The sequence below is a fragment of the Streptococcus sp. SG2 genome (assembly GCF_030439925.1).
Classification (GTDB): Bacteria; Bacillota; Bacilli; order Lactobacillales; family Streptococcaceae; genus Streptococcus; species Streptococcus gordonii.
Map to the genome: position 1 here is coordinate 113,577 of NZ_JAQFJD010000003.1, position 21,019 is coordinate 134,595.

Below are 21,019 nucleotides of genomic sequence, written 5' to 3' on the forward strand. Positions count from 1 at the left end.
GAAACTTTTGTTAGAACTGATCCTAAGATTATTTCTTTTCTCACTTACGAAACAAAGCTTCTTAAGATCTGACACACTACAAAAAAACTCTCCCTGTCACCAGAGAGAGTCTGAAAAATACGATTCGTTTGTAGAGAGGCTAGACGATTCTTCCTTGATCGACAACTAGTTTTCCTGCCTTGTAGACCTGGTGGGTCAGGTTAGTCGCAAAGAAATAAAGTGGATAGTCAATATTCTTAGCATCTAGGATGGTAATGTCAGCTTGCTTGCCAGTATCAAAGCTACCAATCTTATCTTGACGGTTAACTGAGTAGGCCGCATTGATGGTTACAGCGTTGAGAACTTCCACTGGCGTCAGACGCATCATAAAGCAACCCAGTTGCATGACGAACTGCAGGTTAGCTGTTGGGCAGGAGCCTGGATTGCTGTCGGTAGTCAGAGTGATGGCCATACCAGCTTCCAGCATCTTGCGGGCTGGTGCATAGGTATCTTCCATCAGACTGAAGGTAGTCGCTGGCAGGAGATTGCCGATAACCTTGGCTTCTGCCATCTTGCGAATGCCATCATCAGTCGCCATCATCAAGTGTTCCGCACTGGTTGCTCCTAGCTCAGCCGCTACATCCACCCCGCCGATAGACTCGATTTCATCAGCATGGATACGAAGTTTGAAGCCCATTTCCTTAGCTTTAGAAAGCAGGTAGCGTGACTCGTCAGCTGTAAAGACGCCTTTTTCACAGAAAATATCACAGAACTCAGCTAGATTTTCTGCTTTTACCCGAGGCAGCATTTCCTCAACGATGAGTTCCAGATATTCCTGAGAACGTCCTTTATATTCTGGTGGAACGGCGTGGGCAGCCATAAAGGTTGAAACTAGGTCAATATCATGGTCACGGTCCAAAGCTCCAACAACATCTAGCTGACGCTTCTCTGTTTCCCAGTCCAAACCATAGCCACTCTTGGCCTCAACCGTTGTCACCCCATGAAGCAACATATAGTCCAATAACTTCTTAGATTTATCGTACAGATTTTCAAAAGAAGCTTCTCGCGTTGCTCGAACTGTACTGAGAATTCCGCCACCTTGAGCAAGAATTTCCAGATAAGGAACACCGGCTAATTTCTTAGCAAATTCATGCTCCCGGCTGCCACCGTAGACCAAGTGAGTGTGACAGTCGATTAAGCCGGGCGTAGCAATCTTACCCTCATAAGACTGGATCTTAGTATCCGGTCCAATCAGACTAGCATCTGGTTCTCCGCTGCCTACAGCTAAGATTTTGCCGTCTTTGACTGCAATGTAGCCGTCTTCTAAGACTCGAGCTTCCTTCATCTCCGCTCCGAAAAGGGGATGCCCAAGATCGTTAGGACAAAAGACTTGATTAAAGTGAGTTAATAGTAAATCAGCAGTCATGTTTCTTCCTCCATTTTATTTCTAACATTTTTACTTGCTTTTCATCATAATACACTATCGTCAAATTATAGTCAAAAGCTTTTAAAAAATAGGAAAAATTCTTTTTTTCTATTTTATGTTCTTTTCTTGACTTTTTATGGACGGGGGTCTTATAAAATAAGGTCGAAACATATTTTATACTTGACTTAATAAGGAGGAATCTTCATGTCATACTTTAGTGAAAATGAAATTGCAGCAGCAATGACCGTCAAATTAGATGATGTCTTGCCTGAAAAAACGGTTTTCCAAGAAGGCATCCGACGTGCACCTGACCGGGGCTTCCGTCTCACTCAGGCGCAAACAGAAATCGCTCTAAAAAATGCTCTTCGCTATATTCCAAAAAAATTCCACGAAGAAGTGATTCCAGAATTTTTAGAAGAGTTAAAAACTCGCGGACGGATTTATGGCTACCGCTGGCGTCCAAAAGAACGTATCTATGGCAAACCAATTGACGAGTATAAAGGAAACTGTACCGCAGCTAAGGCTATGCAGGTCATGATTGACAACAACTTGAGCTTTGAAATCGCCCTCTATCCTTATGAATTGGTTACTTACGGGGAAACTGGATCTGTCTGCGCTAACTGGATGCAGTATAATTTGATTAAAAAATATCTGGAAGTGATGACCGACCATCAAACTTTGGTTGTAGAATCTGGTCACCCTGTTGGTCTCTTCAAATCTAAACCAGAAGCTCCTCGTGTCATCATCACCAATGGTCTCTTAGTCGGTGAATACGACAATATGAAAGACTGGGAAATTGCAGAAGAAATGGGTGTCACCAACTATGGTCAAATGACAGCCGGCGGCTGGATGTACATCGGTCCTCAAGGTATCGTCCACGGTACTTTCAACACCCTCCTCAATGCTGGACGTTTGAAACTGGGTGTAGCTGATGACGGTGACCTAACTGGCAAACTCTTTATCTCTTCTGGTCTGGGCGGTATGAGTGGAGCTCAAGGGAAAGCGGCCGAAATTGCTAAAGCTGTGGCAATCGTAGCTGAAGTAGACCAATCTCGGATTGAAACTCGTCACTCCCAAGGCTGGATTAGTCAATTAGCCGAAAGTCCAAAAGAAGCAATCGAGCTAGCTCAGAAAGCTCTGGAAGCTGGTGAATCAACTTCTATCGCCTATCATGGTAACATTGTAGACCTCTTGGAATACGTCAACGAGAACAATATCCATGTAGACCTACTATCTGACCAAACTTCTTGCCACAATGTCTACGACGGTGGCTACTGTCCAGCTGGTATCAGCTTTGAAGAACGGACTCGCCTCCTAGCTGAAGACAAGGAAAGCTTTGCTAAGCTGGTTGACCAAACCTTGGAACGTCACTTCAAAGCGATCAAGACCCTGACTAGCAACGGTACCTACTTCTTTGACTACGGTAATGCCTTTATGAAAGCAGTCTATGACTCTGGCATCAAGGAAATTTCTAAGAATGGCTTTGACGATAAAGACGGCTTTATCTGGCCATCTTATGTAGAAGATATCATGGGGCCAATGCTCTTTGACTATGGTTATGGTCCTTTCCGTTGGGTATGTCTGAGCGGTAAACACGAAGACCTGGTCGCTACTGACCATGCAGCTATGGAAGTGATCGACCCTAACCGTCGCTACCAAGATCGCGACAACTACAACTGGATCCGCGATGCAGAAAAGAACCAGTTGGTTGTTGGAACTCAGGCTCGGATCCTCTACCAAGACTGTATGGGACGCGTCAATATCGCCCTCAAGTTCAATGAATTAGTACGCGAAGGTAAGATTGGTCCTGTCATGATCGGCCGTGATCACCACGACGTATCTGGTACTGACTCTCCATTCCGTGAAACTTCCAATATTAAAGATGGATCTAACGTTACCTGCGACATGGCCGTGCAATGTTACGCTGGTAACGCAGCTCGCGGTATGAGTCTAGTAGCTCTCCACAACGGTGGCGGAACTGGTATCGGTAAAGCGATCAACGGAGGTTTTGGCTTGGTTCTAGACGGCAGCGAACGCATTGATGAAATCATCAAATCTGCTATCGCTTGGGATACAATCGGAGGAGTTGCTCGTCGTAACTGGGCACGTAATGAGCATGCTATTGAGACAGCTATCGAATACAACCGTCTCCACCAAGGAACTGACCACATCACTATTCCATACTTAACTGACGAAGATTTGGTCAAAGAATCTGTTAAGAAATTGTTCGAATAGGAAAAACTTGTCCCCCAACTTCTAAGCTTAGCTAGGCCTCTCTCCTAGCTAAGCTGGAAGCTCTACTTTATTCACTTTGTAATTTTAATAACATATAACACGAGGTAATATCTTATGGCAAAAATTGTTGAATGCATTCCTAACTTTTCTGAAGGCCGCAACCAAGCGGTCATTGACGGTCTAGTGGAAGTTGCTAAGAGCGTGCCAGGCGTAACACTTTTGGACCACTCTTCTGATGCCAGCCACAACCGCAGCGTCTTTACCTTGGTCGGTGATGATCAAAACATTCAGGAAGTTGCTTTCCGTTTGGTTAAATACGCTTCTGAGAATATTGACTTGACCAAGCACCAGGGTGAACACCCTCGTATGGGCGCAACTGATGTCCTGCCTTTTGTACCGATCAAGGACATCACAAGTGAGGAATGCGTAGAAATTGCGAAGACCGTATCTGAGCGGATCAACCGTGAGCTCGGTATTCCTATCTTCCTCTATGAAGATGCAGCGACTCGTCCAGAGCGTAAGAACTTGGCTAAGGTTCGTAAAGGACAATTTGAAGGCATGCCAGAAAAACTCTTGGAACCTGACTGGGCTCCTGACTATGGTGAAAGAAAGATTCACCCAACTGCTGGTGTCACTGCTGTTGGTGCTAGAATGCCGCTCATCGCCTACAACATCAACTTAGATACAGACAATCTAGAAATTGCCAACAATATTGCCAAAATCATCCGTGGATCAAGCGGTGGTTACAAGTACTGTAAAGCAATCGGTGTTATGCTGGAAGACCGCAACATTGCTCAGGTTTCTATCAACATGGTCAATCTGGAAAAATTCCCACTCTATCGTGTTTTTGAAACTGTTCGCTTTGAAGCTAAGCGCTACGGAGTTGGAATCCTCGGCTCAGAAGTCATCGGTTTGGCTCCAGCCAAGGCTTTGATTGACGCAGCAGAATACTATCTGCAAATCGAAGACTTTGACTACGGTAAGCAAGTTCTGGAAAACCATTTGCTGGGCTAGGAGGACAGAAACCTATGAAATTAGTAGATTTAAGTTTGACAGAATTTGCCCAAGTCCTAGGCTCAGATGCTCCTGCACCAGGAGGTGGCTCTGCCGCTGCTCTTTCAGCAGCGAACGGTATTTCCCTGACTAAGATGGTCTGCGAATTAACCCTTGGTAAGAAAAAATACGCAGAATTTGAAGCAGAAATTGCTCAAGTGCACGCAGAAAGTGCTCGACTCCAAGAAAGGCTGCTCGCAGCTATTGACAAGGACACTGAAGCCTTCAATCTAGTCTCCGCCGTCTTTGATATGCCTAAGGAAACAGAGGAAGATAAGGCTGCCCGTCGAGAAGCGATGCAACAAGCCCTCAAGGAAGCGACCAAGTCACCTTATGGCATGATGGAAGACATCTTGGCTGCCCTGCAAACAACTCAAAAGGCTGTTGGCAAGTCCAATACCAATGCTGCCAGCGACCTGGGAGTCGCAGCTCTCAACCTTAAGGCTGGTTTGCAAGGAGCTTGGCTCAATGTCCTCATCAACCTGTCAGGTGTTAAGGATGAAGCATTCGTCGCAGACTACCACAGCAAGGGTGAAGATATCCTGCAAAAAGGCTGCGCTCTAGCCGATGAAATTTATCAAGAAATTTTGAAAGTTGTCTAATAGATAAACGGAAGAGGAGTTCGCTCTTTCCCATGAATGGGCTTCCTCTTCTCAAGAGGTAACAATATGGTTTTATCAGATATTGAAATTGCTAATTCGGTTCAAATGAAACCCATCAAAGAGGTGGCAGAAAAGCTAGGAATTGCTGAAGACGCCCTATCTCTTTATGGAAATTACAAGGCAAAAATCAGTGCCGGCCAACTAGAAGCCTTAAAAGACAAGCCAGACGGTAAACTGATTCTCGTGACAGCTATTTCTCCGACACCAGCCGGAGAAGGTAAGACCACAACTTCTGTCGGATTGGTTGATGCTCTAGCTGCTATCGGTAAAAAAGCCGTTATCGCTCTGCGGGAGCCTTCACTCGGACCTGTCTTTGGTATCAAGGGCGGAGCTGCTGGCGGTGGGCACGCTCAGGTTGTACCCATGGAGGATATCAACCTCCACTTCACTGGTGACTTTCATGCCATCGGTGTTGCCAACAACCTGCTGGCAGCCCTCATTGATAACCACATCCATCATGGCAATGCCTTAGGCATTGACTCTCGCCGCATCACTTGGAAGCGGGCAGTGGATATGAATGACCGGCAACTGCGCCACATCGTAGACGGCTTGCAAGGTAAAGTCAACGGTGTTCCGCGTGAAGACGGTTTTGACATTACAGTTGCTTCTGAGGTTATGGCTATTCTCTGTCTGTCAGAAAATATCACTGACCTCAAGAACCGTTTGGAAAAAATCATCATTGGCTACAGCTTTGAAGGTAAGCCAGTAACTGCCAAGGATTTGAAAGCTGGTGGCGCTATGGCTGCTGTGCTCAAAGACGCTATCCATCCAAACTTGGTTCAAACTCTGGAACACACGCCAGCCTTGATTCACGGTGGACCTTTTGCCAACATTGCTCACGGCTGTAACAGTGTCCTAGCTACCAAGCTGGCTCTCAAATATGCCGACTATGCAGTTACAGAAGCTGGTTTCGGTGCTGACCTGGGTGCTGAAAAATTCATCGATATTAAGTGTCGTACATCTGGCCTTCGTCCATCGGCTGTAGTTCTGGTAGCTACTATCCGCGCTCTCAAGATGCACGGCGGTGTAGCTAAGAGCGACCTGGCCGAAGAAAATGTCCAAGCTGTTGTAGACGGCCTGCCAAACTTAGAAAAACATCTGGAAAACATTCAAGATGTTTATGGATTGCCAGCAGTCGTTGCCATCAATAAATTCCCGCTGGACACCGAAGCAGAATTGCAAGCAGTTTATGACGCCTGTCAAAAACGTGGCGTTGACGTCGTTATTTCTGACGTCTGGGCAAATGGCGGGGCCGGCGGTAAAGAGTTGGCTGAAAAAGTCGTTGAACTGGCCGAAGGAGACAATCACTTCCAATTTGTATATAATGAAGAGGACTCCATTGAAACCAAACTGAACAAGATCGTTACCAAGGTCTATGGAGGCAAGGGCGTTCGCCTGACTCCTGCCGCTAAACGCGAGCTCAAACAACTAGAAGAGCTGGGCTTCTCCAACTATCCTATCTGTATGGCCAAGACTCAGTACTCCTTCTCAGACGATGCTAAAAAGCTAGGGGCTCCTAAAGACTTTGTTGTGACTATCAGCCAGCTCAAAGTTTCTGCTGGTGCAGGCTTTATCGTTGCTTTGACTGGTGCAATCATGACTATGCCAGGACTGCCTAAAGTGCCGGCCAGCGAAAAGATTGATGTTGACAAAGATGGCAATATCAGCGGTTTGTTCTAGTAAATACCAAAAATGACAAATATAACTCTTCTAAAATCAAACGATTTTCAAGTTTCCAATTGGTCGGGAGGAAAGACAAAACAGCTTTATCTTTCCCCGCCCACCGGCCACTACGGCCGGCGGGAATTTGACTATCGGCTCTCAACAGCAACAGTGGAAGCAGCTGAAAGTGTGTTTTCTGACTTGAGTGGCTTTCACCGTATTCTTATGAGCCTAGACCATCCTCTGCACCTGCTCAATGCTAGTCGACAAGAGGAAACGGTTCTAGCTCCCTTTACCCCCTATTTCTTCGAAGGGAGTGATTCTATCACAAGTCGCGGGACTTGTACCGACTTTAACTTAATCTACAGCGACCACTATCAGGGACAGATGATTGCCATCTCAAATGGGCAAGAGCTTAGCCGAGATGACGAAATTCAATTTATCTATGCTTTGACAAATCTAACAGTGATTGGAGATAACTTTCCATCACTTGATATAGAGGAAGGAAATCTTCTGATAGTGGAAAAAGAGACTCAGGAAACTGAGCTGCATATAATGTTTTCATGTAACCAATCTAAATGCTCTCCTCTTGCCATTTGGGCTGGTTTAAACCACATCCCCGCTAAGTAAAGATACAGTGATGCTCCAAGATTGGTCTGCCACCACCCTATCTTTACTTGGAAGGGATCCTCATATCTCTAAAGGAGAAACATTATTATGGATGCAAACAAACTCAACACACAAGAGCAGGAAAAAGCGAAATTCAGCTTTGCCGGTGCAACTCTTTATGGTATTAATGCCGTTATCGGCTCTGGTATCTTCCTTCTACCGCAAAAAATTTATAAAGGACTTGGACCTGCTTCTCTAGCTGTCATGTTAGGGACTGCTCTCCTTGTTATTCTGCTAGCAGTCTGCTTGGCAGAAACTGCAGGTTATTTCAATAAAAATGGTGGAGCCTTCCAATATGCCAAGGAAGCATTTGGTAACTTTGTCGGATTTAACGTAGGCTTTCTGGGTTGGGCGGTTACCATCATCGCTTGGTCCGCTATGGCTGCAGCATTTGCAAGACTTTTTGTCATTACTTTTAAGGCCTTTGAACCTTATGAACTTTTGCTCAGTGTGAGCCTGATTATTTTGCTCAGCTTGATGAATATATCTGGTCTTAAGACTTCAAAAATATTCACCTTGACTGCTACTGTAGCTAAACTCATTCCAATCGTTGCCTTTAGTTTATGCGCAATTTTCTTTATTAAATCGGGAATTGATAAAGGAAACTTCACTCCGTTTCTACAACTAGATCCTAAAGTAGATGTCATGAAAGCTATCTCAAGTACAGCCATTTATATCTTCTACGGATTTATCGGCTTTGAAACCATGTCTATCGTTGCTGGTGAAATGCGCAACCCAGAAAAGAATGTACCTCGGGCTATCTTGGGCTCTATCAGTATTGTATCTGTTCTCTACATGCTCATTATCGCAGGAACTATCGCCATGTTAGGCAGCCGTATCTTGCAAACAGATGCTTCTGTACAAGACGCCTTTGTGGAGATGATTGGCCCTGCTGGTGCTTGGATTATTTCCATTGGAGCACTCATCTCTATCACTGGTCTTAATATCGGGGAGTCCGTCATGGTTCCGCGTTATGGTGCAGCTATCGCAAATGAAGGCCTGCTTCCTAAAAAAATAGCAGAAACCAACTCTAAAAATGCCCCTATAGTTGCCATTGTTATTTCAGGAATCCTGGCCATCGCCCTGCTCTTCTCTGGTAAATTTGAAGAATTAGCAGCTCTCAGTGTGGTCTTCCGCTTCTTCCAATACATTCCAACTGCTCTAGCTGTACTAGTATTAAGAAAGAAATATCCAGACAAGAAAGTAGTTTTCCGAGTTCCATTTGGTCCAGTAATTCCAATTTTGGCGGTTCTAGTCAGCCTTGTCATGATTTGGGGTGAAAACCCAATGAACTATGTCTACGGCCTCATCGGTGTCCTTATCGCCAGTGCAGTTTACTTTATCTATATAGTACTGATTTGTAAAAATAAAGTTCTTGAACAAGAAGGAGAATGAATCTTATGACACATGTAATCAATTTGGATGGCGAACACCTTACTTTAGAAGATGTGATCGCGGTAGCTCGTCATGGAGCCACCTGTGAAATCGACCAAGAAGCTAAGAAAGCTGTAGAAGCTTCCCGCAAAATCGTAGACGACATTGTCCGCGAAAAACGGGTAGTCTACGGTGTTACAACTGGATTTGGATCTCTTTGTAACGTTAGTATCTCACCAGAAGATACGACTCAACTACAGGAAAATCTGATCCGTACCCACGCTTCAGGCTTTGGTGATCCCCTACCAGAAGACGCAGTCCGTGCTATCATGTTAATCCGGATTAATTCTCTGGTAAAAGGCTACTCTGGTATTCGTCTGTCTACTGTCGAAAAGCTTCTGGAACTGCTCAATAAAGGCGTCGTGCCATTTATTCCAGAAAAAGGCTCTTTGGGCGCTTCTGGTGATTTAGCTCCATTGGCTCACATGGTTCTTCCTATGCTAGGACTGGGCCACGCATACTATCGAGGCCAATTGCTCTCTGGACAAGAAGCTTTGGACAAGGCCGGCATCGAAAAAATTGCTCTAGCAGCCAAGGAAGGGCTGGCACTGATTAACGGTACGACTGTCCTAACAGGTATCGGAGCTCTGGCTACCTATGATGCCATTCAATTGCTTAAATTATCAGATGTCGCTGGCGCTCTTTCTATGGAAGTCCACAATGGTATTACCAGTCCTTTCGAAGAAGACTTACATACCATTCGACCTCAGAGCGGTCAGCTAGCTACAGCCCGCAATATCCGCAACCTTCTAGAAGGCAGTGGCAATACGACCGTAGCTACTCAACAACGGGTCCAAGACCCATACACACTGCGTTGTATCCCGCAGATTCATGGCGCTAGCAAGGACTCTATCGCTTATGTCAAAACCAAAGTTGAGATTGAAATCAACTCCGTTACAGACAACCCTATCATCACCAAAGAAGGCCATGTTATCTCAGGCGGTAACTTCCACGGTGAACCAATGGCTCAGCCATTCGACTTCCTCGGTATCGCTATTTCTGAAATCGGAAATGTATCCGAGCGCCGTGTAGAACGTCTAGTTAACAGCCAACTGAGCAAGCTACCATCCTTCTTGGTCAAACACCCAGGACTCAACTCTGGCTTTATGATTACCCAATATGCTTGTGCTTCGCTTGCATCTGAAAACAAGGTTCTGGCTCATCCAGCCAGCGTAGACTCTATCCCATCTTGTGAAAACCAAGAAGACTTTGTCAGCATGGGAACTACTGCAGCACGCAAGGCAGCTGAGATTCTCAAGAATTCCCGCCGCATCGTGGCAACAGAAATCATGGCAGCCTGCCAAGCTCTGGATCTGAAACCAGAAAACCATGAACTTGGTAAGGGAACCAAACCAGCCTACGACCTCTTCCGTCAGCATGTCCGCTTTATCGAATTTGATAAGGACATCGAAATCTATGAAGAGCTCAACAAGGCCTCTGAGCTGATTGAAAGTGATGAATTCCTAGCAGCAGTTGAAAACGCTGTGGACTTAAGCATTCAATTCTAAATCTGATACTCTTTGAAATTGATTTTTGAAGGTCTAAAGCTCTTTTGATGAACTTCGGTCCTATCAGCAGTGACTTACCTTGTCAAATTTGGATCTTCTTTGAGTCAGAAAAGCGAATAAAAGAAGCCCGCGCTTGTTCAGCAGGGCTTTCTTTTTCAGCTAAAAGTCATTGACAGCCTTAGTAGAAACTCTTATAATAAAGTCGCTAGTGCCATTAAGCAAGGCCAAATAAAATGAAAATTTCAAGGGCAATCTTAGAAGCCAGAAAGAGTTTGATTAAGGAGAAAAGTAACAATGAAAAAAGCCTCTAAAGTAGACTATTTTGCAATTCTACATCCACTTGTCTTAATCATTTTACCAGCAATGGCCTACCTCATTTGGCATATGTTAAAAACCATTTTATTTACTTTTTTAAATCTCCTAATAGGCAAGCCTATTGTTAAACAGGACGATAGTTTTCTCATTGCGCTTTTTTATCTGTGCATCGCTGTTTTTATCCTTTATTCCGTCGGCTTTTTAGCACAACTGATGCTCCATATTTGCAATAGCAAAGAGAGCACTCTTTTACCTGTTTGGTGCATGCTTACAGCTTTAATTCTGCTTGTACCAACGGTTGAAAATGGCCGAATTCTTAGCTCTGGATGGACACCATATGCTTATTTTCTTTCAATTGCAGCCTATATTGCTTATCTCTTTTCGAAAAGGCCAAAGGTTAGAGAGGGCTACCGGTCCAACGCTAAGATACGCTATGCTATATGGACTGCATTGATTCTCGCCATTATAGTGGCTTTCTTGTAAACAATTCCCTCTCCACTAAGCTCCTTTCCCCGCAGAAAGTCATTGACAGGCCTAGTGGAAACTCTTATAATAAAATCGCAAGTATCGTTATGGAAAAGGAAAAGATTATGTTAGAAGATTATTATCAATTAGATAACAGCTATTATCAACGGGGGGTCGAAGATAATTTATACGCTGCAAAATGGGGTATGGTTATCGAATTCTTAAATTTAAATGACCCAAACTTAAAACCTTTTGAGGGAGTCAACTTTGCCCTAATTGGTTTCAAGAGCGACAAAGGAGTCTATATCAACCACGGTCGGGTTGGGGCAGTTGAAGGACCACAATCTATCCGTACTCAGTTGGCCAAACTGCCTTGGCATCTAGGTCGAAACGTCCGTGTCTTTGACGTCGGTGATATCGATGGTCCCAATCGGTCTCTTGAACAACTCCAAAGCAGTCTAGCAAAAGCTGTCAAGCGCCTGCGGGAGCTCAATCTTCGCCCCATCGTACTGGGAGGTGGACACGAAACAGCCTACGGAAACTATCTCGGACTCAAGTCTTCACTAAAACCCGAGCAAGAATTAGCCGTCATCAATATGGATGCCCATTTTGATCTTCGTCCTTATGACCAGACTGGTCCCAATTCCGGTACTGGATTTCGCCAGATGTTTGACGAAACTTTAGCTCAGAAACAAATCTTTAATTATCTCATTTTAGGTATCCAAGAACACAATAATAACCTCTTTCTCTTTGATTTTGTAGCCAAGTCTAAAGCCATCCAGTTCCTGACTGGACTAGATATCTACCAAATGGGCCACAAGGAAGTCTGCAAGGTTGTCGATGCCTTTCTTGCAGACAAGGAACAAGTCTATTTGACCATTGATATTGACTGCTTTGCTGCTGGTGCCGCTCCTGGTGTCAGTGCTATTCAGTCGCTGGGCGTAGATCCAAATTTAGCCGTTCTGGTCTTCCAGCATATCGCTGCTTCAGGAAAACTAATTGGTTTTGACGTGGTAGAAGTTTCTCCACCCCACGATATTGACAACCATACAGCCAACCTAGCTGCCAGCTTTATCTTTTATCTGACCCAGGTCTGGGCTCAAATACATGATTAATCTTTTTATCAGAATAAAAAGAGAGGATGAAATTCATTTTCATCCCCTTTTATTTTGCATTTGATTATTGAGACAGTCTCAAGTGCAAGTTTTCCAGTTCTTTTAACTGATGGCGGTCCCGATAGAAATTAAGATGGCTTTTAGCCGTATCATAGTAATAATCAAAATCCCGAGTCAGTAGCTCTTCAAAACTACTTTCTTTCAAATCTCCTACCTGAAGTTGATACTTAATCACTGCCATCAGGTAGTAAATTAAGCCCTTGTCTCGCGGGTTGCCATATCGGCTAATCAATTCTTCTTTCTTTCTCAGCAGATCCAAGACTGGCTGATAGTCTCCTTTTTCACAACTAATCAATCCTAGATAGACTTCCAACTGAGTCTCCTTCCAAGGAAAACTAAGAGATTCCATAGCTTTTTTAACTTTCAAAAGGATCGCCTCTGCCTGCTCATAATCTTTCAGCTGATAATAGGTCATGCCTAATCCAATATAGAAGGCAAATATTGATGGCTCTGCTATTTTGTTTTCTGTTAGATCAATTGCTTCTTTCTGGTGGGCCAAGGCTGTTGTAAAATTCCCACGAATCTGCTCAATCTCTGCCAGATAATCTAAAGCCGCTGCAATCTGAATCGAATATTTGGAGCGAAGCGAGTCTGTTAGGCTAAAACAATCAATAGACTGATAGAGATGGTGAAGCGACTGTTCTTCATCTCCGATCATGAGATGATATAGCCCCTTCAGACGAAGATTGACAGCAATGGCCTCGTGATTATTGGCCTGGACTGAAGCATCCAGAGCACGCTCCGTATAATAGCGCATCTCAGGAATATTCTCCGTCTGAATACAGTAATAGATCATCTGCCGATAACCTTCCAGAAGGAACTCCATTTGTTGTAGTTCCTTGGCCGAAGCAATCACCTGCTGGATATTGTCCATCCCCTGCTGGTAATTTCCTGTCCGAATAGCATAGCGCCCTTCCAGATAGAGGAAGCGGAGCACCAGCAATTGAAAATCCTTATGGTTTTGATGTTTGCTTTCTAAGTCCTTTATTTCCTGACGAATTCGATCAAATTGCTCCAGAACAGCAGCCTGGTTGTTATCCTCAGTCTTTTCAATAAAACCAAACTCCCGTGAGTAAATTGGAAAGAGCTCATGGTGAAACTGTAAAGTAGCTTCCAAATAATGCAACTCGTACTCTAAAGACTTGATCGGTTGCTTAGACATCTTATAATGATAGGCAATTTCATCGAGCAACTGGGAATGATAAAGGGGGTCTCCCAAGCATTCTTCCATACTCTGGGCAATCTGATGATGCAACATCCGGCGCTTGGCTATTGACAGACGCTCATAAGCATAGATTTGCAGGAGTTCCTGGCTAAAATTCACTACCAGTTTGTCCTCCTCTTCCACCTCAATTAAGAGTCGCTTTTGTCTCAAAGCCTCAATAATTTCAACCAGGTCTTCCACAGGTAAAGCAAGTAACTTGGTCAAAAAGGAAAGTGACGCAGGTTCTCTGAAGCAAGCTAAATAGTCCAGTAGCTCCTCTTCCCCACTACTTAGATGATCCAGTTTCAAAGACAGCTTAGCCTTAATAGCCGGCGTCAATGGCTGAAACTTTTCTCCTCTCAAGAGTTGCTCAGCATATTCTGACAGGAAGAATGGAATCCCCTGGCTAACTCGATAAATGTCTTTGACTTTTTCCTCAGAAAGAGCTTCTATGCCCTTTTGAGCTTGTAGATAAGCTACACTATCTTGAAAATTGAGGGGCTGTAGCTCAATAAAATCAATCTTATCACGAACCAGCAAATGACTGAAAAAATGTTCCAAATAAGAAGGAGTGCTGAGGTGTTTGGTCAGCACAAAGGCTACTGGGTAATCATACATATGGTTCATGACCTGTTCCAAGACTGCAGTACTAGCTGCATCCATCCAGTGACAATCCTCAATTAAAATTACCAGAGCCTTCTTCTTGGAAATTTTCTGCAGAATATCGACTACAAACTGAGCTAATTTGTCTGCATCTAACTCAACTCCAGAAATTCCTCCTGTTAAGATTGGAAAATAACTTTCCAAAATAACTTGCCACTGACTAATTGTAAGAATCTGATGCTGGATGACCAAATCACCCAAACCATCCAGTAGACCACGCCAAGGCTGAAGCTCAGACTCCATTTCTTCCTTAAAACACTCGGCCATAACAATTTGAAAGTACTTGGTCTGATTGGCTAGCACCTGACGAGTCACTGTCCGCTTCCCTATGCCAGTGCCCCCCACTAAAACTAGGGCACGCGCCTCCTGTTCTCCTAAAATCTTAGAAAAATAAGACTCCAAACGCTGAATTTCACTTACTCGACCAAAGAAATGGTCCGTATTCCGAAGAAACTGTTTGGTTTTTCTTTCACTCCGGTCTTTAGCAAGAACTTCGTGATAAAGCTGTTGAATAGACTCATTGGGACTGATTCCCAGTTCCTTATCCAAGAGATTCACTAGTTTATAGTAAGTCTCAATAACTTTACCTGGACGATCATTATCTCGGTAGAACTTCATGAGCAGGTGATAATTCTTTTCATCAAACTCATCCAAGCTAATCAAACGACGCAGATTTTGCTCGGCTTCTTCTAGATTCAGCCGGTCCTTTTCTTTTTCAAGCTGATGGTAGCAAGCTTGGACATAAAGTTGCTCATACTGGTTCCGCATTTTGGAAACCCAATAATCAAATGCTTCGCTATCCTTGAGATAGAATCCCTGCAAAAAATCGCCTTGATAGAGAGACAAATGCTCTGCTGGCTGAGCTATAAAATTCTCCACATCACTTTCAATTTTGAAGGTGGGATTAAGAGACAAAACTGTCCTGTTGGGCGCAATAATCCAATCTCCTCCTAAGAGTTTATTGGCTTGGTAGATGGTATTGCGCAGATTTTTTTTAGCAGTCTGATTATCCTTATTTTCCCAGAGGATTCCTGCAATTTCTTCTCGATTAACCGCTCCATTAACATGAAGGTAGTAAATCAAGGCATTTATTTTAGAAAAAGGGAAGAAAACTTCCTCCTGATCAAGAAAAACACTGGGGCTTCCCAATAGTTTCAAGCTCAAAAGTTTTTTGTTCATGCAAACGCCTCCAAGAAAGCTTATAAAACTACTATAAACAAAAATAGAAAGTTTCGCAAGTAAGGAAGACTACCAAGCTTTGGTAGACTTCTTTTAAGAGGGACAATTGAGAAGGATTGCCCCTTTCCAGACAAGTCAATTTAAGATGCCTTATCCTTATTGATTGAACAAAGAATTTTCTTTTGAAAATAGCTCTCCTTTATCCCACTATAAAATTTTCTAGCGTTTGGTCCTTATGACTTAAAAATATTTTTCCAAAACTGGCGTAGCCAAGCCCAGCAACGGACAAAGAAGGCTGGTCGATTTAAGAGGCTTTTAAAACGGGCAAGTTCCTTTTTGACTTCCTTTTGAATACTCTCTTTCCCTGGAACATAGACACTTTTAGCTGAGAGATACCCCATTGATCCACGATTATTTTGTGGTGCCTTAAATTTTTTGCCTCCATTAGCCATCGCTTTTCTGCGGAAAAGAGGGTCCCAAACGGCAGGTGTTTTAACATCATAGCGAGTATGGGAAGCCCGATTGCCTGGCCGATTGCGGTTTCCATAGTTAAAGCTAGCACCATTAACAAGGCCATTTTGGCTAGTCCCTTCTGGGTCTAGAATATTGAGGAAGCGACCTTGCTGATCTAAAATAAATTCTGTATGGAAATCAAGTAAAATTTTGATATTAACTTGGCTTTTTTGATCATCTGGATAAAACACCTGGCTTGAAAGCTTATCTATATAAGCTTTATTATGCAAACGAGAGGACTCATTGAAACTATAAGGCATACTTGGCTGAGACTTAAAATAGCTGGCCAAGGCTTCTGCATCTGTCATCCCCTCTGCCCTAAAATGCTCTCGGACCCACTGGGCTTGTTGACTGGAAATCAGATAGCGAAATTGATGGACCTGACTTTTTAATTCCTGATTGCCATCTGTCTGACTGAAATCATCCGCTGGAAAGGCCGTCTGTACCGTTTTAGCAAAAGTCCCCCAAAAACTATCATGAGGGGCCAAATCCGGACTGAACTTCTCTAGAAGCGAAACTACTTCATCCGACTCCCCTTCTAACTCCTTGGGCATTTCCACACAGGCTAGAGCAATCCCCAGTAATTTCTGAGCTTGGAGAGGAGAAGCATGGCGACTATCCAACTTCCACAACTCTTTAAAAAGCTCACTACCAAAAAGTTTAGCTTCTTGCCAAGGAACTTGAACATTTGCTTTCCCAATATTTCGGCAGATCTCTTCCACTGCCTCATGTGACCAGCCCAGCTCTTCCAGCCACTTTTTTTGATTCTCTACTTTATTTGCCACTGGCAAGTTCCTTCCCGTCTTTTTTATCTATTATATGCATTTTTTATTTCTTCCGTCAAACTAGAAGACTGCCTTTCTATAGGATACCAGAATTTTTTCTAAAGTCGTTCCTTTTTCTACCTAAGGACCACTTGACTGTATTCTTGCCCCATTTTTTGCTATACTAATAATAAGAAAACTCGAGGTACAACATGACACCTAATAAAGAAGATTATCTGAAATGTCTCTATGAACTTGGAACCAGACACAATAAAATCACTAATAAAGAAATCGCTCAACTCATGCAAGTCTCTCCACCAGCCGTAACAGAGATGATGAAGAAGTTACTAGCTGAAGAATTACTCATCAAGGACAAAAAAGCTGGTTACCTCTTAACCGATTTGGGTCTAAAATTAGTTTCAGACCTCTATCGTAAACACCGGCTAATTGAAGTTTTTCTAGTGCACCATCTGGGCTATACCACAGAGGAAATCCATGAGGAAGCCGAGGTTTTAGAACACACTGTTTCCGACCACTTTGTTGAAAGGCTGGACCAGTTGTTGGATTATCCCAAAGCTTGCCCCCATGGAGGAACCATTCCAGCTAAGGGAGAACTCCTAGTTGAAAAACATAAACTTACTTTAGAAAAGGCAAAAGAAAAAGGCGATTATATACTGGCCCGTGTTCATGATAACTTCGAACTCTTGACCTATCTGGAAAGAAATGGCCTTCAAGTAGGCAAAACAATTCGTTTTCTAGGCTACGATGACTTTAGCCACCTCTATTCTCTTGAAGTGGATGGGCAAGAAATCCAACTAGCTCAACCTATTGCCCAACAGATTTATGTAGAAAAGATTTAAAAGCTCTTTGAAATTCAAAGGGCTTTTTTTGACAAGAAAATAGAAAAGTTATATAATAAGTACACTTATTATATTGGAAGTGGTATAAAAATGAAGCAACTTGATTTTAATTCAATTTATAAAAATGATTCCCAACAGTCGACCGGTCTACTCTTTATCCGTGCCTACCACAAGTGGCATGGGCTGATTAAAAGCCAACTGAAAACAATTGATCTGACCCATCCTCAGTTTGTCGTTTTGACTACTCTTGCAGCGCTCCTGCGTCAGCAAGAATGGGTAAGTCAAACCGATATCGCCCGCTTTTCTGACATGGATGTCATGACCGTATCCCAAATCATCCGCCTCTTGGTTAAAAAAGACTTAATCCTGCGGGAAGTCCATCCCAAGGACAGCCGTGCCAACATCATACTCCTGACAGAACAGGGGCTACAAAAAGTCAATCAAGCCCTTCCTCTAGTTGAAGGCATTGATCAGGCATTCTTTGGAAAATTAGAAGATAAAACGGAAATACTGAATCAGCTCTTAATCAAACTGGAGACCGCAAATGACTAGATTTTGGATTGGCGTCGTATCAAAAGAACATGTACTAAGAGGGGTAGAAGGTGGTTTTTGTCAAGTCTGCCATGGAAAAAAAGCACCACTAAACCGAATGAAAAAAGGAGACTATCTTCTCTACTACAGCCCTAAATATCAGATGAATGATCAAGAAAAGCTGCAGGCCTTTACAGCAGTTGGTAAGATCCTAGATGATACTGCCTACCAAGTAGAGATGTTCGAAGATTTCTTCCCATTTCGGCGAGATGTCAGCTACTATCAGCCAGTCAAAGACTGCCCCATTGAGCAAGTCCGCCAGCATCCTCAGTGGCGTCAGTACGCCTCCCAGCTGAGATACGGACATTTCGAAGTTTCGAAGGACTTCTTCCTTTATGTTTTTGATCAAATGAAAGTCGATAGTCCTGCAAATAACTAGAAACAGCTATACTCGATTATCTTCTCCCTCAAAAGACCGTATCAGCTCTTTCTCAAAAATGAAGTTCCGATTCATTTCATGAATCGGAACTTTTGATTTGTGGTGAAATTCTTAGCCAATTAAATTAACAAGAAAGCCGATAGCATACCTGTAACCACATTGGCTAAAGCATGCATGATCCAGCTGGCTAAAATAGAACCGCCTGATTTCTTTTCATTGACAAAACCTAGATAAGCTGCAATGCCACCAGTACACAAAATAATGACTAGGGTTTGCAACCAAGAAACCTCTGTTATAAACATAAGACCATGAAGGAGCCCAAAAAGAGCAGCTTGTATGGTATTGGCTATTCCAAAAGACAAGCTGACAGAGAATCTTTTTAAAAGAAAACCTCTGAATAGTAGTTCTTCTGGCAGGGAAGTTTGAAAAAGACTATAAATCAGAACAGCTGGCAAGGCTTGGAAGCTGAGGCCAGCAAAGCTTGAAGTTGCAGTTTTAAGATCTTTTACAATAGTATACAGTACTAAATATGAAAAGATAGTGAAGCTTAGTAAACCAAGAAATATCCAGAGCCACATCTTATGATTGCCGGTATCTTTTAGCGGTTTAAAGCCTATCCAATCTAGAAATGAACTTTTCCTTCTTGCCGTCACAAACCACCAAATAAAAGGAAGCAACATAAACAAAACAATTTGAATCAGAGCATTCGTCATTTGTTGAATAAGATTTACCATCATTAAAAACTCCTTTCTCTCTTTTCTTTACCATCATCATATAAAACAAACTTCAATTATTTATTAAGTAATTCTAAATTGTTTCTAAAGAAAAAAGAGATTTTAAAGGTATAAAACCCAAGATTTTTACTGCTTCCATTTTCTTGCCATTCCACTTACATTTTGCTAAAATGATGTCAAAAATCAGTGAGGAAAAATCATGCCACAAGAACTTTTTAAAGAATTCGCCCAGCTAGACCAAGTGGAAGCTATCGTTCTCGGTGGATCTCGTGCTGGACAGTATTTTGACAAAGACTCAGACTATGATGTCTATATCTACTTGACGGATTCCATTGCTCCCATGACTCGACGCAATATCCTCAGCAAGTACTGTTCCTACATGGAAATCGGCAATCAGTTTTGGGAACTCGAGGATGACTGTGTGCTGAAGAGCGACATCGAAATTGAGCTCATTTACCGTACACTGGACAGTTTCGATAAAGACCTGCAGACTGTAGTCCTAGACCACCAAGCTCAGAATGCCTATACTACCTGTATGTGGCACAATCTGCTCCACAGCAAAATCATCTACGACCGAAATGGTCACTATGAGACACTTCAGAACAAGTACAGACGACCTTATCCAGCTGAGCTGAAAAAGAATATTATTAAGAAGCAGCTCCTCTTACTCGATCAAGCCATGCCAGCTTTCTCCAAACAAATTGAAAAAGCGCTCAAGCGTCAGGACCTGCTCAGCATCAATCACCGTAGCAGTGAATTTTTTGCTTCCTATTTTGACTTGCTCTTTGCCCTAAACGAACAGACGCATCCTGGAGAAAAGAGAATGCTGGAGTATGCAAAAACCAACTGCCCGCTATTACCTCAGCATTTTGAAGAAAATATACAGACCTATTTTGAAAAACTCTACACTGAGCCCGCTGAAGCAATGAAACTTATCAATCAGCTAGTGACGACCATCAAAGAAGTCATTCCTCAAGAAATGATTGATGGTTTTTAGTAATGTTGTCGGAAATTATACATTCATTGCTACAGAAGCAAAAAAAATTAGGAGTTTGAACACTAGTGTTCAAACTCCTTTTCATATTTATTCTCAGCGATTCTTCGTATCCAGAATAATAGTCACTGGGCCATCATTGATTAGCTCTACCTGCATATCTGCTCCAAAAATACCCGTTTTGGTTGGTACTTCTTGCGCCAGTAGCTGATTAAATTCGTCATAGAGACGACTGGCTAATTCGGGTGGCGCCGCCTTGACGAAAGCCGGCCGATTTCCCTTCTTAGTATCCGCATGTAGAGTGAACTGAGAAATAGAAAGAATCTCCCCTTCAATGTCTTTAACAGACAGGTTCATCTTGCCCTCATCATCGGAAAAAATCCGCATATTGACGATTTTACGAACAGCATAGTCCAAGTCATCTGGACCATCATCAGGCCCGACTCCTACCAAGAGAAGCAAGCCAGACGAAATCTTGTTGTGTACTTGGTTCTCGATCGACACCTGAGCTTGTTTTACACGTTGAATGACAATTTTCATTTCTCTGCTTCTATT

General features: G+C 43.1%; 18 protein-coding genes. 13 read left to right on the plus strand and 5 right to left on the minus strand.

Annotated elements, in window-relative coordinates; genetic code table 11:
* Positions 1-139 precede the first annotated feature (139 nt).
* Positions 140-1,405 carry an imidazolonepropionase gene (gene hutI, locus PCY09_RS07495; RefSeq protein WP_008809789.1) on the minus strand — a complete coding sequence of 422 codons (1,266 nt, stop codon included), beginning with the start codon at positions 1,403-1,405 and terminating at the stop codon, positions 140-142.
* Between the two features lie 204 nt (positions 1,406-1,609).
* On the opposite strand from hutI, the gene PCY09_RS07500 reads away from it, so the two are divergent.
* From PCY09_RS07500 to PCY09_RS07540, 9 genes are all read left to right on the plus strand, one after another.
* Positions 1,610-3,640, plus strand: coding sequence for a urocanate hydratase (locus tag PCY09_RS07500; protein ID WP_008809790.1), 2,031 nt, complete (start codon positions 1,610-1,612; stop codon positions 3,638-3,640).
* A gap of 114 nt (positions 3,641-3,754) precedes the next feature.
* Positions 3,755-4,654, plus strand: coding sequence for a glutamate formimidoyltransferase (ftcD, locus tag PCY09_RS07505; RefSeq protein WP_002903832.1), 900 nt, complete (start codon positions 3,755-3,757; stop codon positions 4,652-4,654).
* A gap of 14 nt (positions 4,655-4,668) precedes the next feature.
* On the plus strand, positions 4,669-5,295 hold the full coding sequence (locus PCY09_RS07510) for a cyclodeaminase/cyclohydrolase family protein (RefSeq protein ID WP_125367544.1): 627 nt from the start codon (positions 4,669-4,671) through the stop codon (positions 5,293-5,295).
* Positions 5,296-5,361: 66 nt separating this feature from the next.
* Entirely contained in the window at positions 5,362-7,035 is a 1,674-nt protein-coding gene (locus tag PCY09_RS07515; protein ID WP_032915390.1) for a formate--tetrahydrofolate ligase, read from the plus strand.
* A gap of 12 nt (positions 7,036-7,047) precedes the next feature.
* Positions 7,048-7,647 (plus strand): HutD family protein, encoded by a 600-nt coding sequence (locus PCY09_RS07520; RefSeq protein WP_125367543.1) that lies wholly within the window; start codon positions 7,048-7,050, stop codon positions 7,645-7,647.
* A gap of 87 nt (positions 7,648-7,734) precedes the next feature.
* The gene (locus PCY09_RS07525; protein WP_125367542.1) at positions 7,735-9,081 is read left to right on the plus strand and encodes an APC family permease; all 1,347 of its coding nucleotides are present in this window, start codon (positions 7,735-7,737) and stop codon (positions 9,079-9,081) included.
* A gap of 5 nt (positions 9,082-9,086) precedes the next feature.
* Positions 9,087-10,628, plus strand: coding sequence for a histidine ammonia-lyase (gene hutH, locus PCY09_RS07530; RefSeq protein ID WP_185760624.1), 1,542 nt, complete (start codon positions 9,087-9,089; stop codon positions 10,626-10,628).
* 294 nt (positions 10,629-10,922) lie between these two features.
* On the plus strand, positions 10,923-11,426 hold the full coding sequence (locus PCY09_RS07535; RefSeq protein ID WP_125367540.1) for a hypothetical protein: 504 nt from the start codon (positions 10,923-10,925) through the stop codon (positions 11,424-11,426).
* A 107-nt stretch (positions 11,427-11,533) separates the two neighbouring features.
* The gene (locus PCY09_RS07540; protein ID WP_301556703.1) at positions 11,534-12,523 is read left to right on the plus strand and encodes a formimidoylglutamase; all 990 of its coding nucleotides are present in this window, start codon (positions 11,534-11,536) and stop codon (positions 12,521-12,523) included.
* 64 nt (positions 12,524-12,587) lie between these two features.
* Here the strand turns inward: PCY09_RS07540 and PCY09_RS07545 are convergent, their stop codons facing one another.
* Together PCY09_RS07545 and PCY09_RS07550 are read right to left on the minus strand one after the other, a co-directional pair.
* Positions 12,588-15,629, minus strand: coding sequence for an AAA family ATPase (locus tag PCY09_RS07545; RefSeq protein ID WP_125397185.1), 3,042 nt, complete (start codon positions 15,627-15,629; stop codon positions 12,588-12,590).
* A gap of 233 nt (positions 15,630-15,862) precedes the next feature.
* Complete coding sequence (locus tag PCY09_RS07550; RefSeq protein ID WP_125397186.1) at positions 15,863-16,927, minus strand: DUF3114 domain-containing protein; 1,065 nt, start codon at positions 16,925-16,927, stop codon at positions 15,863-15,865.
* Positions 16,928-17,118: 191 nt separating this feature from the next.
* Here PCY09_RS07550 and PCY09_RS07555 point away from each other — a divergent pair, with 191 nt between their 5' ends.
* The 3 genes from PCY09_RS07555 to PCY09_RS07565 all read left to right on the plus strand — a co-directional run bounded on the left by PCY09_RS07555 (position 17,119) and on the right by PCY09_RS07565 (position 18,736).
* Positions 17,119-17,766, plus strand: a complete 648-nt coding sequence (locus PCY09_RS07555) for a metal-dependent transcriptional regulator (protein WP_125397187.1) — start codon at positions 17,119-17,121, stop codon at positions 17,764-17,766.
* Between the two features lie 90 nt (positions 17,767-17,856).
* Entirely contained in the window at positions 17,857-18,318 is a 462-nt protein-coding gene (locus PCY09_RS07560) for a MarR family winged helix-turn-helix transcriptional regulator (protein WP_125397188.1), read from the plus strand.
* Positions 18,311-18,736 (plus strand): EVE domain-containing protein, encoded by a 426-nt coding sequence (locus tag PCY09_RS07565; protein ID WP_125397189.1) that lies wholly within the window; start codon positions 18,311-18,313, stop codon positions 18,734-18,736. The genes PCY09_RS07560 and PCY09_RS07565 overlap by 8 nt, the downstream gene beginning before the upstream one ends.
* Before the next feature lie 119 nt (positions 18,737-18,855).
* Here the strand turns inward: PCY09_RS07565 and PCY09_RS07570 are convergent, their stop codons facing one another.
* Positions 18,856-19,470 (minus strand): CPBP family intramembrane glutamic endopeptidase, encoded by a 615-nt coding sequence (locus PCY09_RS07570; RefSeq protein ID WP_125397211.1) that lies wholly within the window; start codon positions 19,468-19,470, stop codon positions 18,856-18,858.
* A 199-nt stretch (positions 19,471-19,669) separates the two neighbouring features.
* Here PCY09_RS07570 and PCY09_RS07575 point away from each other — a divergent pair, with 199 nt between their 5' ends.
* Positions 19,670-20,467 carry a nucleotidyltransferase domain-containing protein gene (locus PCY09_RS07575; RefSeq protein ID WP_125369791.1) on the plus strand — a complete coding sequence of 266 codons (798 nt, stop codon included), beginning with the start codon at positions 19,670-19,672 and terminating at the stop codon, positions 20,465-20,467.
* A 93-nt stretch (positions 20,468-20,560) separates the two neighbouring features.
* Here PCY09_RS07575 and dtd read toward each other — a convergent pair whose 3' ends face one another.
* Positions 20,561-21,004 carry a D-aminoacyl-tRNA deacylase gene (gene dtd / locus PCY09_RS07580; RefSeq protein WP_061601755.1) on the minus strand — a complete coding sequence of 148 codons (444 nt, stop codon included), beginning with the start codon at positions 21,002-21,004 and terminating at the stop codon, positions 20,561-20,563.
* Between the last annotated feature and the right edge of the window lie 15 nt (positions 21,005-21,019).